Below are 17461 nucleotides of genomic sequence, written 5' to 3'. Positions count from 1 at the left end.
GAGCTGCATAAATTGCAAGAGGAATGATATGGGCACAGTACAAATCCCCGAATATAAAACAGATCCATTTTTTGGTTTGGAAGATAAATGGATTGAAACAGCAGCAGGCGAGCTCACTCATTATCATGAGCTTGGAAAAGGTACTCCAATTTTATTTTTACATGGTTCGGGTACTGGTGTTTCAGCAGCAGCAAACTGGTGGTTGAACTTACCACAAATTGCTGAGCAGGCACGCTGTATTGCTATTGATTCGATTGGTTATGGACAAACTGTTGTTGCAGAAGGCACAGCTTACGGTATCCGTGCATGGGTAGATCATGCAGTCCGTGTATTAGATGCTTTAGGAATTGAAAAAACCTGGTTAGTAGGTAATTCTTTAGGTGGTTGGTTAGCATTCCAGTTTATATTGGATTACCCAGAGCGTGTAATGGGTATTGTATCAATGGGAACGGGTGGTGCTAAACAGACGGCAGCACTTAAAGCACATGCTAATCCTGAATTGACAGAAGCTGGTATCCGTAAAACTTTAGAAATGTTTGTAGTCGATAAGTCTTTAGTCACAGATGAATTGGTTAAAGTTCGTTTTGACTCAGCAAAAAATGACTACGCATCAGATCGATTGATGGATGTTGTTGGTGCACGAGACCGCGACCGTTTTGAGTTCCCGCTTGATTTTGAAAAGATGAAAGAGATTCAAGTTCCTGTACTACTCATTCATGGTGTGCAAGATGTGGTTATTCCTGTATCTCGTACATGGGATATTTTGAATATTGTACCTTATGCTGATGCACATATTTTTAGTCAATGTGGTCATTGGTCACAAGTTGAAAGAGCACAAGAATTTAACCAGATTATTAAACAATATTTAGCAGTACATGATGTTAAATAAAATATAAAAAATACAGGAAGGATAAATTATTATTCTTCCTGTATTTAAATTAAAAAATTTGGTTTTTTGCTGAGCCCTATTATTTTATCTTAGACTTTTGTATTAAATAAGATAAGTTAGATCTGGTTAATATTTAAGTAAAAAACTTTACTTAATAAATCCATGAATTCTTTAACCCCAGAAGATTCTGCGTCTTTGCGATAGCTTACAAATAAATCTAAAAAAGGTAGATCGACATCAACAGGTCTAGTGACAATATGATTTAAAGTGAGCGGCTCTATATAGCTAGGCAAGATCCCGCAACCTAATCCCATCCCTATTGAATTAATATTAAATAAAATATTATGAGCAGTTTGCACAATGTTAAATTTAATTTTATGAAGTTCAGCAAAATTAAGAATTGTATTATGTAAAATCGATGACTGTTCTGATGATGGGATAATAAAATCAATATTATTTAAAAGTTTTACTGGAATACGCTCGTACTGAGCAAGTGGGTGATCTCGAGGAAGCAATAGCATTAGAGGTTCACGTAATACAAACTGACTCTGAATTTCATCGTTATTTAAGTTATCCCTCATAAAGGCAATGTCAATTTCACCTTTCTTTAATGCTTCCATTTGTTCGGTATTATTCATGCTCCGTAATTCAATTTTTAAGTTTGGATTTTGTATGCGTAAACTCGGAAGAACACACGGGAAAACTTTCATTTCTACTACTGGAACAAAACCAATGGTCAGTTGTTGTTTTTTAAATTTTGAAACTTGACGAGCCATAGCAATTGCTTTGTCCGCCTGAGCTAAAGTCAGACGGGCTTGTTCAAGAAATACACTACCTTCTTCAGTGAGTTCAACTTTACGTTTAGTGCGATGTAGTAATGTAACGCCCACCTCATCCTCAAGATCTTTAATTTGTTGACTTAACGAAGGTTGAGCTGTGTAGAGACGAAGTGCAGCTTTACTAAAGTTGAGTTCTTCTGCCACCATTACAAAGTAGCGTAAATGACGTAATTCCATATCAGTTGTGATCCCAAAATCCTATTATTAACTTTGGATAGTTAATAAAATATGCTAAATGCTTGAAAACCATAAATCCGTTTATAAAACCACTGATCAGTATCAGTCGAACTTAATTTTAATATTTAAAATCTATAATGAATAATTCATAAAAAGTCTAATTTGAAACAAATAAAATATTTCACTTAAAACATTTAAAAAATCATTATCCATTCAAATTGAATTTTATGTTGTGCGTTTTTGGCGGCAGCAGGAGTGCTTCTCATGAATGGAAAAATTGAAGTGTGTGAAATCGATGCGTTAGTCGATGCACAAAATGGACGTATCTCGCCAACTATCTATACAGATCCACAATTATACGAACTAGAGTTAGAGCGTGTTTTTGGACGTTGTTGGTTATTTCTTTGTCACGAAAGCCAGATTCCAAAGTCAGGCGACTTTTTCAATACGTATATGGGTGAGGACCCAATTATTGTTACGCGTCAAAAAAACGGTTCGATTAAAGCATTATTAAATCAATGTCGTCACCGTTCTATGCGAGTTAGCTATGCTGACTGTGGTAATACGCGTGCGTTTACCTGTCCATATCATGGCTGGTCCTATGGGATTGACGGTTCTCTTAAAGATATTCCATTGGAAGGTATCGCTTTTCCACATGGGCCTTGTAAAGAAGAATGGGGATTGCAAGAGGTTCCTCGTGTTGCAAGCTATAAGGGTTTAGTTTTTGGTTGTTGGGCAGATGACACACCCGAATTACTCGACTATATGGGTGATATTGCTTGGTATCTCGATGCAATGATTGACCGCCGTGAAGGTGGTTCGGAAGTCATTGGTGGCATTCATAAATGGGAAATCAACTGTAACTGGAAATTTGCAGCAGAACAGTTTGCTTCTGATCAATACCACGCGCCGTACTCGCATGCCTCTGCAGTACAAGTTTTAGGTGGTAAACCTGATGATGCATCAAAAGCATTAGGTGCAGCACAAACGGCACGTCCAGTTTGGGAAACAGCAGAAAGCTGTGTGCAATATGGTCAACGTGGCCATGGTTCAGGTTTCTTCCTTACGGAAAAACCAGATGCCAATTTCTGGGTTGATGGTCAAGTAGCAGATTACTTCCGTGAAACCTATGAAGAAACAAAAGAACGTTTGGGCGACACACGTGCTTTACGCTTGGCTGGACACAACACCATGTTCCCAACTTTATCTTGGTTGAACGGTATGACGACGATGCGTATTTGGCATCCACGTGGACCAGATAAAACTGAAGTTTGGGCATTCTGTATCACGGACAAAGCAGCGCCGCAGCACATTAAGGAAGCGATGGAGTTGAATGCTTGCCGAGCATTTGGCCCAGCTGGTTTTGCTGAAGCAGACGATGGTGAAAACTGGATTGAGATCCAGAAAGTGTTACGTGGTTATAAAGCGCGAAAAAGCAAACTCATCATGGAAATGGGCCTTGGCAATGAAAAATACCGTGAAGATGGTATTCCCGGTATTACTAACCATGTTTTTTCTGAAACTGCTGCACGTGGCATGTATCGTCATTGGGCAAACCTGTTGATGCATGAAAAATGGGAAGACGTACAACGGGCAGATGAAGCTTATGAGCAAGAGCTTTTGAAAAAGGCGGCTAAAAAGGATGAGAAGGAGCTTGTGAAATGAACCAGATCATTGACTCATTAAAACCACAGCCAGTATGGCGTTCTATTGGATTGGAACTTCACCACGACATTAGTCAGTTTCTATATGCAGAAGCACAGTTGTTAGATGACTGGAAATTCCGTGATTGGTTGGACATCTTAAGCGAAGATATTTTATATACGCTCAAAACGACGACAAATGCGCAAACACGTGATCGTCGTAAATGTATTGCACCACCATCAACATGGATTTATCACGACGACAAATTTGTATTAGAGCGTCGCGTAGCAAAATTAGAAACAGGGATGTCGTGGTCCGAAGAACCGCCATCACGTACTCGTCACTTAATTACTAATATTCGGGTCGAAGCAACTGCGCAAGCAAATGAATATCAAGTTTTTAGTAATTATTTGCTTTATCGCTCGCAAAAAGAAAAAGACGTATTGACCTATGTTGGTAAACGAGTTGATCTAATTCGAAAAGATGATAGCAGTGGTTTAGGTTGGAAAATTGCTAAACGCGATATCACCCTCGATCAAGCGACTTTGATTTCTCACAATATTACGGTGTTTTTCTAATGAATAAGATTTTCGTTTGTCAGATTGATGAGTTGGATGAAGGCGAAGCGCTGAAAGTAGATTGTAATGTAGGTGATATTGCTGCACTTGCAGTGTTCAATTTCAATGGTGAATTTTTTGCCATGAATGATAAATGCAGTCATGGTAATGCTTCTATGTCAGAAGGTTACTTGGAAGACGATGGTACAGTCGAGTGTCCACTTCATGCATCACGTTTTTGTTTGAAAACTGGCGTACCACAATGTGTACCAGCGACTGATCCGATTCAGACATTCTCAGTCGTGATTGAAGATGGTGCACTCTATGTCGAAATGGCAGGAGCGTAATGATGGGATGGTTAGAGGGTGAAGTTGCACTAATTACTGGTGGTGGTTCGGGACTAGGGCTTGCGTTGGTTGAGCGCTTTTTACAAGAGGGTGCACATGTTGGTGTATTGCAAAGGTCTCAATCAAAAGTAGATGAATTGATTGCACACTATGGTGACAAAATTGTGGCCATTAATGGAGATGTGGCTAATTTTCAGGATAACGTTCGTGCTGTGCAGGCTACAGTAGAACGTTTTGGAAAACTGGACTGTTTTATTGGTAACGCTGGTATTTGGGATCATTATGCCGACATCGTTAACATGAGTGGCGAACAGTTAGATAAAGCCTTTGATGAAATCATGAGTATTAACACGAAGGGTTATTTGCTTGGTGCAAAAGCAGCTTTAGATGAGTTACTCAAAACTGAAGGCTCGATGATTTTTACCTTATCTAACTCAGCGTTTTATTCATCTGGTGGTGGTCCAATTTATACCGCATCAAAACATGCTGGTGTAGGTTTAGTGCGTGAACTGGCCTATGAGCTGGCACCGAAAGTGCGTGTGAATGCAGTTGCTCCATCTGGCATGAATGTCAATGTGAAAGGTGCTGCATCCCTTGGGCAGGAAAATCTAGGATTACTTGATGCACGCGATCCCCAAAAAATTGGGCAGGGCATGCCATTGAGATTCTTACCAGAACCAGAAGACATGACTGGTTCTTATGTATTGCTCGCATCACGTCAAAATAACCGACCATTATCTGGCGTTTTTATAAATGCTGACTGTGGTTTGGGTATTCGTGGCTTACGCCAAGCGAACGCTGGTTTTTTTGATGCTTAATTTTAATCCGATATTAATGGACTAATAAGGCAGCTAAAAACTGTCTTATTTCGGAGCTAATCATGACTGTTAAACTTATTTGTGCTTCTCATAGCCCGCTAATGGAATTTGCGTCTCCGGCAGAACAACAACAAGAACAAACGGTGCGTCATACTTTTGAAAAACTGGCAGCCGAGGTCAAAGCATACGACCCCACTTTAATTATTGCTTTTGGGCCAGATCATTTTAATGGTTTCTTTTATGACCTGATGCCGAGTTTCTGCGTGGGTGTACGTGCGACGGCGGCAGGTGATTGGAATTATGGTCCGGGTGAGCTCAATGTGCCAGAAAACACATCATTGGGTTTAATTCGACGTGTACTTGATGAAGGTGTGGATGTTGCATATTCATATCGTATGCAAGCGGATCATGGCGTAACCCAACCGCTGCATTTTTTATGTGATGGTCAACTTAATCGTTACCCAACCATTCCAATATTTATTAATGGTGCTGCTGCACCAATGCCTACGACAAAACGAACTATTGCTTTAGGACGAGCGGTTGGTACTTTTATCAACTCAATTAATCTAGAACATGAACGTATATTGATTTTGGGCACAGGTGGACTTTCACACGATCCACCCACTCCTCAAATGGGCTCTGCACCACCTGAAGTTGAAGAGTTTCTTATTGCTGGCCGTAACCCAACTGTTGAAGCCCGTAATACACGTCAGGCCAAAATCATTTCAGTGGGACAGCGTTTGGCAGCAGGTGACAAGAGCGTATCTGTTCCACTTAATCCTAAATGGGATGAACAGTTATTGGAAAAATTCAAAAATGCAGACTTTGCTGCGCTTGAAAATATGACTGAAGATGAAATTCGCCGTGAAGGTGGGCGTGGTGGGCAAGAAGTTCGTACATGGATGGCTGCTTTTGCAGCATTAGAAGCTGTTGGCGATTATGAGATGACCTTACATTGCTATGAACCTATCAGTGAATGGATTGCTGGTTTTGGCATTGTATCTGCCGAGCTGAAATAAAGGATAAAACGATGAATATTCAAACTATTGTCATCATCGGTGCTGGACAGGCAGGTGCAAGTGCTATTCTGGAACTACGTAATAACAAATACGACGGCAAAATCATTTTGATTGGAGATGAATCTCATCTGCCTTATGAGCGTCCCCCTTTATCTAAAGATATGATTTTAAGGCCTGAACAGACCAAAATTGAAATTCTATCACAACAAAAATTGAAAGATTTAGGTGTCGAAGCCATTCAAGGCAATGCGGTTGTTCGCATTGAGCCTGAACAATATCAAGTGATTTTGAAAAATGGTGAAAGTATTCACTATGACAAGTTATTACTCGCGACAGGAGGGGCTCCTCGTCGTCTTCCAATTTTAGATGCAGTCGGTAAACATGTTTATACCCTGCGAAATTTGGAAGATTCACAAGCTTTGGTTCCAGTCTTTCAAGCAGGGAAGCGCATTTTGCTTGTAGGCGGTGGGGTTATTGGTCTTGAATTAGCATCAAGTGCTCGTTTTAAAGATTGTCAAGTGACCTTAATTGAACAAAGTCCAATGATTATGGGACGTTCACCCGCGATTATTAGCCAATTTTTACTTGATGAACATCGCAATAGAGGGGTAGATATTCACTTAAATGTGCAAATTGCCAATGTCACCTTACGTGGGGAAGAGATAGTCGTAATATTGGAAAGTGGTGAAGAGCTGATTGCCGATGCTGTTGTTTATGGTGTTGGGATTGTACCGAATGCTCAATTGGCCATAGAGGCTGGTTTAGATGTCGATTTTGCCATTAAAGTGAATGAAAATTGCCAGACTTCCCATCCAGATATTTATGCTGCTGGTGATGTAGCAACTCAGTTGCGTGCAGATGGTAATTATGCCCGTATTGAAACTTGGGAAAATGCCAATAACCAAGCGGGTACGTTTGCTCGTCATGTCATGGAATTAGCACAACCTAAAGCGAATCCATCATGGTTCTGGACAGATCAATATGATATTAATTTTCAATTCGTTGGCGATATGTCTGCAAAAGAATGGCATGTCCGAGGCGATATGAATCCACAAGAAGACAAAAATGTTGGATTCACCTTATTTGGGTTAGATCAGGGCATCGTTGTTGCGGGTATTGCAGTCAATCAGGCGCGTGAGGTTAGGCATTTAAAAAAATTGGTTTCTAGTTCTAGCACCTTTGATAAAGAAAAGTTGCTAGATGTGTCTATTGAATTACGCAAATTAATTTAATTGGGGTTGTTATACTAAAAGCTTATTTAATATTGAAAATAAAAACCGTCATGATTATATGGCGGTTTTTTTTGGTTAATCATAAATATTTTCCATGAGTAGATATCATTAATACTTAATTTGAACTGCACTATAATTTTTAGCTATTAATAGATTTAATTTTTATTGAGTGATTAATATGTTTTTTGGATTTTAAATTTTGTTTTTGTAGTTTAAGTGATTGAAATATAAGTTTATTTTAATTTTATTATAGATTATTTCTATAAGACTAAAGTATTTAAGTAAAATGTAGTAAATGTTTTTTAATTTTTTTATAAAATTATAGAACTTAAGGCTAATTTAGAAATAAAAGCAGTTAAGAAATGATGGTGAATGATTTTTTAAACTAGTAGAAAAGGATTTTTCTATGGACCGTGCAGGAAATAAGCACTCTATTATTACGATCGTCATTTGTTTTTTAGTTGCTGTGATTGAAGGGATTGATATTCAGGCAGCTGGTATCGCTGCTGTAGGTATTCGAGAATCTTTTGGTCTGGATAGCTCTCAACTCGGTATTTTTTTTAGTGTCGGAATATTGGGGTTATTACCCGGTGCATTAATTGGTGGGCGTTATGCAGACCGTATTGGTCGTAAGATGGTGTTAATCGGGGCTGTCGCTATTTTTGCAGTATTTACCCTTTGCACCGTTTGGGTAAATAGTTTCTATATGTTGCTGTTGGTACGTTTTTTAGCGGGAGCTGGATTAGGGGCTGCAATGCCAAATTTAATTGCTCTAGTTTCGGAAGCTGTTTCTAGCGAAAATCGTGGGCGTGCTGTAGGTCTGATGTATTGTGGTATGCCAATAGGCGCCATATTGGTGTCATTACTGGCAGCCTACGATGTAAGTGGGCATTGGCAAACAATTTTTTATGTTGGGGGAATCGTTCCTCTTCTTGTACTTCCACTTATGATCAAATTTTTACCGGAGTCACGGGAGTTTTTACAAACTAGATTTCAGGATAAATCTACTACACGCATAGAAAGCTCTTTTAAAAATCTATTTAGAAATAACTATGCAGGGCAGACTCTATTACTTTGGGCAAGCTATTTTTTTACCTTGATGGTTGTGTACATCATGTTGAGCTGGTTGCCGTCTCTCTTTATGGAGTTGGGATTCTCTCGTCAACAGGGTAGTTTAGCTCAAGTCTTTTTCCAAATGGGTGCTGCACTAGGTACGGTTGTTTTGGGTATTTTGATTGATCGCTGGAATAAAGCCTATGTGATTATCCTAATGTACATCGGTATTTTAGCTGGCTTATTTGCTTTAAATGGTGCCAATAGCCTAACTGCGATGTATGCAGCGGCAGCCTTAATGGGAACATTTACAATTGGGGGGCAAGGAGTCCTGTATGCGTTTGGTAGCATTGTATATCCAACTGAGATTCGGGCAACTGGTGTAGGCAGTGCCGCAGCGGTTGGGCGTATTGGTGCAATGTTAGGACCTGCGATTGCTGGACAATTACTCACGATGGGAAGCGGTGCTACAGGTGTGATTTCTGCTGCTATTCCTGGAATTGTCATTTCAGCATTACTGATGCTTTTGGTGATTCGCAAATTACATCAGACTCAACAGTCTGAACAATAATCATAAAAGTTGAATAAAGCTCACTTTTGGGAGCTTTATTCATACGTGGCATTGTTTGAGTGAAAATTCAAATTTGATCATCCTAATGTTTGAATAAATCAATAATCGTAACGATCAGATGAACATGATTTTGGTTTTACTAATCATCTATATTGAGTAAGAAAAATGTCAGCTGCCAAGGAAAAGCTTTGGAATCGTTCATTTATTCTTTGTGTATTGAACAATCTTTTTTTATTCATTTACTACTATGCATTACTCACAATATTACCTCTTTATATTTTAAAAGAATTATCCGGTTCAATTAGTCAGGCAGGTTTGGCGTTAACCTTATTTTTGGTTTCATCTATTATCACTCGTCCTTTTTCTGGCTTAATTATTGATCGTTTAGGTAAAAAATATGCCTTACGAGGTTCGGCATTATTATTTGCACTTCTGGCATTAAGTTATCTGTGGGCAAATCAGTTATGGCTTTTATTACTTATTCGTTGTGTGCATGGGATCTGGTTTAGCATTTTGACGACAGTAATAGTGCCTATAGTGAATGATTTTATTCCTGAGCAGAGAAAAGGCGAAGGTATGGGATATTTCGTAATGTCTACGAATCTGGCTGTTGTTTTTGGTCCAATGATCGCTTTAGCTACGATACGGTACACCAGTTTTTATAATTTATTTGCCTTTTTAGCCTCAATTGTTTGTTTGGGTTTAATTTTTTGTTTTCTTATTCCTGTTTCTTCCTTAAAAGATAAGGAGATCATCTCTGCAAAGCGGAGTATTACATTTGACGATATCTTTGAAAAAAGGGTGATGTCTATCGGCGTTATTGCTTTATTTACTGCAATGTCTTATTCAAGCATTATGAGCTTTATTAGTGTCTATAGTGAAACAAAAGGCTTATTAGCTGCGACCAGCATATTTTTTATTATCTTTGCAATATCAATGATTATAGTGCGCCCTTGGGTAGGTTACTCTTATGATAAAAGAGGGGCTAATTCCGTGATTTACCCTTCATTTATCCTTTTTTCAATAGGCTTATTTTTAGTTAGTTGGATGCAAACACCGTGGGGCTATTGGTTGGCTGCAGCATTAATAGGTATGGGATATGGTTCACTTTTCCCTATTTTTCAAACTATGGCAATACAATCGGTTGAGAAAAATAGGATAGGGCATGCTGTTTCAACCTTTTTTACTTTATTTGATTTAGGGATGGCCATTGGTTCAGTTTTGGTAGGAATAATTATTGCCCAAATAGGTTATGAGAAAACTTACCAGTTGTGTGCCTTCATCACGATAATGACTTTATTTTTATATCGTTGGATATGTAATAAAGATGGAAAGACAATAATCAGGATATGACATGGAATTACGTCACTTACGCTACTTTGTTGCGGTTGCTGAAGAGCTGAATTTTACTAAGGCAGCAATGCGCATGCATACGGTACAACCTTCTCTTAGTCAGCAGATTAAAGATTTAGAAGAAGAGGTGGGAGTTCAGCTTTTTATACGAAGTAAGCGAAAAGTTGAACTGACCAAAGCAGGAGAAGTCTTTTTTAAAGAAGCGCTAATCATTTTAGAACATACAGAAAAAGCAATTAGTTTGGCTAAACAAACTGCTAAAGTTGAACAAGAACAATTAAATATTGGTTTTGTTCCAGTGGCAGAAATGAAAGTTTTTCCCTACATAATGCCAAATATAAGAGCCCACTTTCCAGAACTTACAATTGATTTTCATAGTCTTACGGATGATGCACAACTAGCCGCGCTTAAAAAAGGTGAGATAGATATCGCTTTTACTCGTTATGGCGCTGATTCAGATGAATTGGTTTCTATTCAAGTATTCCAAGAACCACTTACTTTAATTATTCCTAAAAACTCGCTTCATGCTCAGCAGGAACGTATTAACATAAAAAGTTTTGAACAACATGACTTTGTGATTTGTAATGAAGAGTCATCGCCTGAACTTTATCGGATTATTCATAACTTTTTTAAAAAAAATAAGCTTAATGTATCTATCGTACAACACTCAACTAACATTTTACTTAATGTCAATTTAGTCGGAATGGAAATTGGATGGAGTCTTGTACCACAGTATGTAATTCCTTTATTAGGAGATAAAATTGTAGTCAAGAAGACTATAGAACCCTTACCCATGATCAGTTTATATGTTTCTTATCGAAAGGATAATGTTAATAAAGCTATAGAATTAATTTTAGATGTACTTAAAAAACAATTTTATCTTGATTTTAGTTAATATAAAAAAGCCATTCAAAAGAATGGCTTAAATAATTTTAATTAATTAAATACATTTTTTCAAAAAGTTCTTCACTTATACTATTTACCGTTTGGGGAATGGCAAGACCTGCTATAAAACGGTCAGGTCGTAATATCACCATAGATTGATTTGTTTGACCAAACCATGTACGGATTTCACTATCTATATCACCGATTGTAATGAAATCTGTATCAGGATTTTGATTTGGTAAATTTAATTGCACGTTAGGAACAACTTGAATAAATTTCACACCTAATTTAATCCATTTTTTCATACTATTTGGTGATATGCCCCAAGTTGGATTAACCCCCCAAGCGAGAATAGCAAAGTTATTTCCAATGACATCATCTAATAAAATTTTGTCTTTGTTTTGAAACTGGACATGAGGTTGTATGAACATCTTGCCAACAGGTGTATTTTTTCCTGAAAATGGTGCCAAAATTCCCTCACTATATTTTGGCATTGGCTTAAAACGCATTTCTAGTAAATAGCGTTTTATTGGCTGTATGTAGTTTAATGCATAAGAAATACTATCACGAACAATACCTTGCCATTTTTTCGGGGGAGCAAGTACATGACCAGCTAGAACGGACAAGTTAATCATTGCTTGAGCATGGTCTTTTCTTTCCAGTTGATAACTATCTAGAATTTCAGGACCTGCCACTTTTTTAATTACCAAGGCCATTTTCCATGCAAGATTAAAGGCATCACGCATGCCACTATTGTAACCTTGGCCTTGCCATACAGGCATAATATGTGCAGCATCACCAGCTAATAAAATACGGTCGACACGGAAGCGATCTGCTATACGTGCATTATGTGTATATACACGTTGGCGTATGACTTCAATATTATCTGTATGTGGTAAAACTTTTCTTAGTAAACGGTTGATGTTCTCAGGTTTGCTCAGCTCTTCTTCGGTCTCTCCAGGCATTACCATAAATTCAAATCGTCGGATACCATGTGGTAAAGCTGCTGATACATAAGGACGAACTGGATCACAGCATAAATATACATGAGGAGTAGCTAATGGATCATTTGCAAGGTCAATAACAATCCATTGGTTAGGTGCAGTTTTTCCTTCAAAATTAATATTGAGATTTCGTCGTACAAATGAATTTCCGCCGTCACAAGCAATCAAAAACTGTGCTTGTATAACTTCTTGCTTTTTATCTTTTGTAGTTAGATTTAAAGTTACATGTTCTTTGTCTTGAGTAAAACTATTTAAGTGGCGTGAAAAAAACACCTGTGTTGTTGGGTATAGCGCTAAACCTTCAAGTAAAACACGGTCAACTTGAGGTTGAATAAATGCATTACGGCGTGGCCAGCCAAATTCTCGAGTCATTGGTTGAATATCTGCAAAACAACGGCCTTTAGGAGTTAAAAAGCGCATTGCATGATTTGGAGTGGTATGCGGTAAAACTTGTTTAATTAATCCTAATGACTGGATTGTTCTTAGCGACTCATCATCAATGCCAATTGCTCTAGGATAATCAATAAGCTGATCTAATTGTTCAATAACAGTAACTTGTACACCTTGTTTACTTAAGTAATTTGCAATTGTTAATCCAACTGGTCCTGCCCCTAAAATTGCAACTTCCGTGGTGTGATGTTGAGTTTGATTCACAGTAAATATCCCTTACTATCAAGTTTCCTTATTAATATCAAAACTGAGAGAAGGTTTAATTTAATCAATAGTTTAATAAGTAATTTTTTTGAAGAGGGAAATGAAGTTTAATATTTATAACATTTTGTATTTAAATATTTTTTTTATTTTATTTGATAGTTTTTTTAAATCCTCTCATTGTTTTAAATTATGATTGAATAAAAATAAGTTTTAGAGCTAAAAACTCATAAATTAAGAAATGAATAACCTTATTGTTATAAATATTTTTCACATTAAAAAGAACTTGTATCTTGAATTTTTAGATTGAATAAATATAGATAAATAGCAAATAGTAGTTCAAATCATTCTAAATGGCAGACATAATCAATCACTTCATCTGTCGTAATTTTAAATTTGCTATTTTCAGGAACATTAAAAGATTCACCACTAGAGTAAATTTTAGCTTCTAATTCATCACCAATTTGAACAGTACATTTCCCAGAAATAATTTCGATGCGCTCTGGCACATGAGTTTTAAATATTAAAGCCTTGTCTGATGGAAGAATAACTCCTAGAGTCTTTTTTGTTCCATCTTCAAGTTCAATTACATGACTAATTGAACGTCCTTCATAGTGGACATTAGCTTTTTTCTTTATAGAAACGAAATCAAATTGATTTGACATTTTTTGTCCAATTTTGTTTTAAATTATGTAGTGATAATAATAAAAAATCATCTAAATCTTCAAGCTCTAATATTATATTGTGAGCAAATAAATTTATCTTATTTTTAATAATACAGTTTAAATACCTCAAGGCAGTCTTAGACTTACATCTGTATTTAAATAGCATAGGTAAAAATCCTGATAACCAAGCAGATTTTATGAATTAACTCTAAATATTTCTAATTTCATACATAGACTAATTATATTAATTAATAAAATATCTAGAGCAATCTTTTTAAATAATTGATATTAATCAAGTATAGTTGGTAGATTTAACACTACCTGAGCATCTTCCACCACATCTAAACGTAGAATTTTTGAAGCACCTAATTCATTTAGTAACCTTGTTAAAGGTCCCTCATTTTTCTCAAGTTGCACATTTTTCGGGAAAAGCTTTTGCGCAAAAGAAAGGATATTAGATTGAACTTCTGTTTGGTGCCATTTGCCATCAACCACATGTAGCATGGTGGCTTTGTTGATATGCGTTTCAGAATCGACATGTTTTAACGTTGGAACAGCTGTTTTTAGACTTAAATCTAATTTGCCATTAAGATCGGCAATATCGGCTTGAATCTCTTTTGGGTTAATGTTGACATTAATTTTAGTCAGCCATTTCGGTAGCTGGTAACCATATACGCCTCGTACTCTGGCAATTTCTGTATCTACAGGCAAAGCTAAAACATGGGCATGAAAATGACGTTGACGAATCGATTTCATTAATTCTGCAATGTGTGGCCCACGAGCATTAGGTTTACGTACAACAATCGCAATTGACACTTCGTTATATGGGTCATTGTCACAAACTGAATAGGTAAAAAATGTGACGGCTACCAACCCATAACCCGGAAATGGTTGTAGTGGCGTTAAAGCAGCGGGAAGTTTTGCCTTAATGTGCTTAATCGGAGCGAGCATTAAAAGCTGTACATTAGCACTACGATAATAAAAGTTAGGTGCCCAAACAGGACCTACACGAGATTCGACAATTTTTTTAGGAATATGACGGAAAAAATCGATGTTGCCAGCAGCAGGGTCTTGAGCGACTTCATCTAAATCGGGATTCATTCTAAAACGGTCATAATAACCACCTTTGGGTACTTTGACTTTTTGTTGCCCAAACTCAACCTCAGTAAACTGTTGTTTTATATTCATGAGAGTTCACCTTTACATTAATTGACCGAGTAGCTACGTTTGTCCATATTAAGACGTGTTAATTTATAGCCAATGTAGTCACTATAAGATTGAAGTTAACTTTAAAGTCAAGGCTTTAATTTTCATGTGTAAGAGCTTTAATATTTAAAAGAAATAAAATAAAAAACAATTAAATATTAAAAAGATACAAAGTACCCTAGACTATTCATATAAATTTTATTTTAAAAATAAGTTAAGACTGTTGACCTTAAAGCTAACTTTAACCTTAGTATAAACATTCAAACCTTTATAACGATCTACAAACAGATTTTCAGCAGGAGAACAAAGATGGGTTATGTAACCACAAAAGATGGTGTAGACATTTTCTATAAAGATTGGGGACCACGCGATGCCCAAGTTTTATTTTTTCATCACGGTTGGCCTTTAAGTTCAGATGATTGGGACACTCAATTACTTTTCTTTTTAGGAGAAGGCTATCGTGTGGTGGCTCATGACAGACGAGGGCATGGTCGCTCTAGTCAAGTCTGGGATGGCCACGATATGGACCATTACGCAGATGATGTTGCAGAGGTGGTTAAACATCTCAATATTAAAAATGCAATTCATATTGGCCACTCAACAGGCGGTGGTGAGGTGGCTCACTATATCGCTCGTCATGGCGAAGAAAATGTTGCAAAAGCTGTCCTTGTTAGCGCAGTACCGCCGCTGATGGTTAAAACTGAAAATAATCCCGAAGGTTTACCAAAAGAAGTTTTTGATGATCTTCAAAATCAAGTTCTTACCAATCGCGCACAATTTTTCCGAGACCTTCCATCTGGCCCGTTCTATGGTTTTAACCGACCTGATGTGAAGCCATCGGAAGGTATTATTGCTAACTGGTGGCGTCAGGGGATGACAGGCAGCGCGAAAGCACATTACGATGGTATCGTAGCTTTTTCACAAACTGACTTCACCGAAGATTTAAAGAAAATCACGGTTCCTGTTTTAGTGTTACATGGTGATGACGACCAGATCGTGCCTTATAAAACTTCTGGCGTGAAATCTGCTGAGCTGCTTCAAAATAGCCAACTCAAAATCTACCCAGGTTTTTCGCATGGCATGTTAACCGTAAACCATGAAGTGATTAATGCGGACTTATTAGCCTTCATTCGCGAGTAATTAAAAATATTAAACTGTAAAAAAAGAGGCATAACAAATGCCTCTTTTTTATATAAAAAATAAGTTAATTCAATTTATTAAGTGATATAAGGTAAAAAAGTATTGACATTAAAGTTAGCTTTAATCTTAAAGTGAAGCCATACTGAATGAGGTCATTCCAATGAAAGTGTTCGAAAAATTAGTATTTCCAAATGGCTCATATGTTTCTAACCGTATTGCCAAAGCGGCAATGGAAGAAAATATGGCTGATATTAACCATGCACCCTCAGAAGAATTAATGCGTTTATATCAGGCTTGGGCGAATGGTGGTGTAGGTCTAATCATTACTGGAAATGTGATGGTAGACCGTCGAGCAATGACTGGACCGGGAGGTGTGGTGCTTGAAGATGAGAAGCATCTAGATACTTTTAAAAAATGGGCACAAATTGGTCGTTCGAAAGGCGCGCAGGTTTGGCTTCAAATTAATCATCCGGGGCGTCAAATGCAAGCCAATCTTGGTCAGCAAACATGGGCACCTTCGGCAATTTCACTAGATTTAGGCAAAATGTCAAATCGCTTTAATGCACCAATCGAAATGAATGAAGACATGATTGCAGAGGTGATTCAACGTTTTGCAAACACGGCGCGTTTAGGTGAAAAAGCTGGATTTACCGGAGTTGAAATTCATGCAGCGCATGGATATTTATTAAGTCAGTTTCTTTCTCCACTCAGTAATAAACGCCAAGATCGTTGGGGTGGTTCTTTAGAAAACCGAGCTCGTATTTTAATTGAAATTGTTAAAGCAGTCCGTGACGTGGTGACACCTGAGTTCACTGTTGCCGTAAAGCTAAATTCAGCTGATTTCCAACGTGGTGGATTTAGCACAGAAGATGCCCAACAAGTCGTTAAAATGTTAAATGAACATGCGGTCGATTTGGTTGAGCTCTCTGGTGGTAGCTATGAAGCACCTGCAATGCAGGGCCAAGCACGCGATGGGCGGACACTTGCCCGTGAAGCTTACTTTTTAGAATTTGCACAAGAAATTCGTAAAGTGGCCAAAATGCCTGTTATGGTGACAGGTGGCATTCGTCGTAAACAAGTGGCAGAGAAAGTAGTTGAAAGCGGGGTAGATATGGTCGGTATTGCAACTGCTTTAGCAATTGAACCTAATTTGCCAAATGCTTGGAAACAAGGCCAGAATCTTACTCCTGAATTAAAACCGATTACTTGGGAAAACAAAACACTGGCTTCACTTGCCAATATGGCGGTGGTCAAATTCCAGTTACGTAATTTAAGCTCTGGTAAAAAAACAAAACCGACTGTTTCACCAGCTTGGGCTTTAATTTTGCAACAATCAGCTATGTCATGCCGTACCCGCCAATACAAAAAAGGTATGCGTGACTATTCATTTGCTTCTTAATAAGTGAGTTGT

Annotated in this window: 16 protein-coding genes; 12 read left to right on the top strand and 4 right to left on the bottom strand. The window is 37.6% G+C overall.

Annotation, left to right across the window (positions count from 1 at the left end):
• Positions 1-28: 28 nt before the first annotated feature.
• Positions 29-889, top strand: a complete 861-nt coding sequence (locus KTH84_RS03845; protein ID WP_262472058.1) for an alpha/beta fold hydrolase — start codon at positions 29-31, stop codon at positions 887-889.
• 116 nt (positions 890-1005) lie between these two features.
• On the opposite strand, the gene hcaR is transcribed toward KTH84_RS03845, so the two are convergent.
• Complete coding sequence (gene hcaR / locus KTH84_RS03840; RefSeq protein WP_262472056.1) at positions 1006-1905, bottom strand: DNA-binding transcriptional regulator HcaR; 900 nt, start codon at positions 1903-1905, stop codon at positions 1006-1008.
• Positions 1906-2169: 264 nt separating this feature from the next.
• Here hcaR and hcaE point away from each other — a divergent pair, with 264 nt between their 5' ends.
• From hcaE to KTH84_RS03795, 9 genes are all read left to right on the top strand, one after another.
• The gene (gene hcaE / locus KTH84_RS03835) at positions 2170-3570 is read left to right on the top strand and encodes a 3-phenylpropionate/cinnamic acid dioxygenase subunit alpha (protein ID WP_262472054.1); all 1401 of its coding nucleotides are present in this window, start codon (positions 2170-2172) and stop codon (positions 3568-3570) included.
• Complete coding sequence (gene hcaF / locus KTH84_RS03830) at positions 3567-4127, top strand: 3-phenylpropionate/cinnamic acid dioxygenase subunit beta (RefSeq protein WP_045431586.1); 561 nt, start codon at positions 3567-3569, stop codon at positions 4125-4127. The genes hcaE and hcaF overlap by 4 nt, the downstream gene beginning before the upstream one ends.
• Complete coding sequence (gene hcaC, locus KTH84_RS03825) at positions 4127-4453, top strand: 3-phenylpropionate/cinnamic acid dioxygenase ferredoxin subunit (protein WP_005046830.1); 327 nt, start codon at positions 4127-4129, stop codon at positions 4451-4453. The genes hcaF and hcaC overlap by 1 nt, the downstream gene beginning before the upstream one ends.
• Positions 4454-4455: 2 nt before the next feature.
• Positions 4456-5271: a 3-phenylpropionate-dihydrodiol/cinnamic acid-dihydrodiol dehydrogenase gene (gene hcaB / locus KTH84_RS03820; RefSeq protein ID WP_262472052.1), complete on the top strand. Its 816-nt coding sequence runs from the start codon at positions 4456-4458 to the stop codon at positions 5269-5271.
• Positions 5272-5333: 62 nt separating this feature from the next.
• On the top strand, positions 5334-6290 hold the full coding sequence (locus KTH84_RS03815) for a 3-carboxyethylcatechol 2,3-dioxygenase (protein ID WP_262472051.1): 957 nt from the start codon (positions 5334-5336) through the stop codon (positions 6288-6290).
• A gap of 11 nt (positions 6291-6301) precedes the next feature.
• A complete protein-coding gene (gene hcaD, locus KTH84_RS03810) occupies positions 6302-7522 on the top strand; it encodes a 3-phenylpropionate/cinnamic acid dioxygenase ferredoxin--NAD(+) reductase subunit (RefSeq protein ID WP_262472049.1) in 1221 nt (406 codons plus the stop codon).
• Positions 7523-7928: 406 nt separating this feature from the next.
• Entirely contained in the window at positions 7929-9146 is a 1218-nt protein-coding gene (gene mhpT / locus KTH84_RS03805) for a 3-(3-hydroxy-phenyl)propionate transporter MhpT (RefSeq protein ID WP_262472047.1), read from the top strand.
• Positions 9147-9311: 165 nt separating this feature from the next.
• A complete protein-coding gene (locus KTH84_RS03800) occupies positions 9312-10499 on the top strand; it encodes an MFS transporter (protein ID WP_262472046.1) in 1188 nt (395 codons plus the stop codon).
• A gap of 1 nt (position 10500) precedes the next feature.
• Positions 10501-11394, top strand: coding sequence for a LysR substrate-binding domain-containing protein (locus KTH84_RS03795; RefSeq protein WP_262472045.1), 894 nt, complete (start codon positions 10501-10503; stop codon positions 11392-11394).
• A gap of 37 nt (positions 11395-11431) precedes the next feature.
• Here KTH84_RS03795 and KTH84_RS03790 read toward each other — a convergent pair whose 3' ends face one another.
• The 3 genes from KTH84_RS03790 to KTH84_RS03780 form a co-directional block, all read right to left on the bottom strand.
• On the bottom strand, positions 11432-13042 hold the full coding sequence (locus KTH84_RS03790) for a bifunctional 3-(3-hydroxy-phenyl)propionate/3-hydroxycinnamic acid hydroxylase (protein WP_262472043.1): 1611 nt from the start codon (positions 13040-13042) through the stop codon (positions 11432-11434).
• Between the two features lie 341 nt (positions 13043-13383).
• On the bottom strand, positions 13384-13704 hold the full coding sequence (locus tag KTH84_RS03785; protein ID WP_262472042.1) for a pyrimidine/purine nucleoside phosphorylase: 321 nt from the start codon (positions 13702-13704) through the stop codon (positions 13384-13386).
• Between the two features lie 288 nt (positions 13705-13992).
• Positions 13993-14892 carry an acetoacetate decarboxylase gene (locus KTH84_RS03780; RefSeq protein ID WP_262472041.1) on the bottom strand — a complete coding sequence of 300 codons (900 nt, stop codon included), beginning with the start codon at positions 14890-14892 and terminating at the stop codon, positions 13993-13995.
• Between the two features lie 327 nt (positions 14893-15219).
• Here KTH84_RS03780 and KTH84_RS03775 point away from each other — a divergent pair, with 327 nt between their 5' ends.
• On the top strand, positions 15220-16050 hold the full coding sequence (locus tag KTH84_RS03775) for an alpha/beta fold hydrolase (protein ID WP_262472040.1): 831 nt from the start codon (positions 15220-15222) through the stop codon (positions 16048-16050).
• 160 nt (positions 16051-16210) lie between these two features.
• The gene (locus KTH84_RS03770) at positions 16211-17449 is read left to right on the top strand and encodes an NADH:flavin oxidoreductase/NADH oxidase family protein (protein ID WP_262472039.1); all 1239 of its coding nucleotides are present in this window, start codon (positions 16211-16213) and stop codon (positions 17447-17449) included.
• Positions 17450-17461 lie beyond the last annotated feature (12 nt).

Source organism: Acinetobacter sp. WU_MDCI_Abxb74, from assembly GCF_025513915.1.
GTDB classification, from domain to species: Bacteria; Pseudomonadota; Gammaproteobacteria; order Pseudomonadales; family Moraxellaceae; genus Acinetobacter; species Acinetobacter calcoaceticus_C.
The sequence above is the reverse complement of the archived record's forward strand: the minus strand, read 5'-3'. Positions and strand labels throughout refer to the sequence as shown.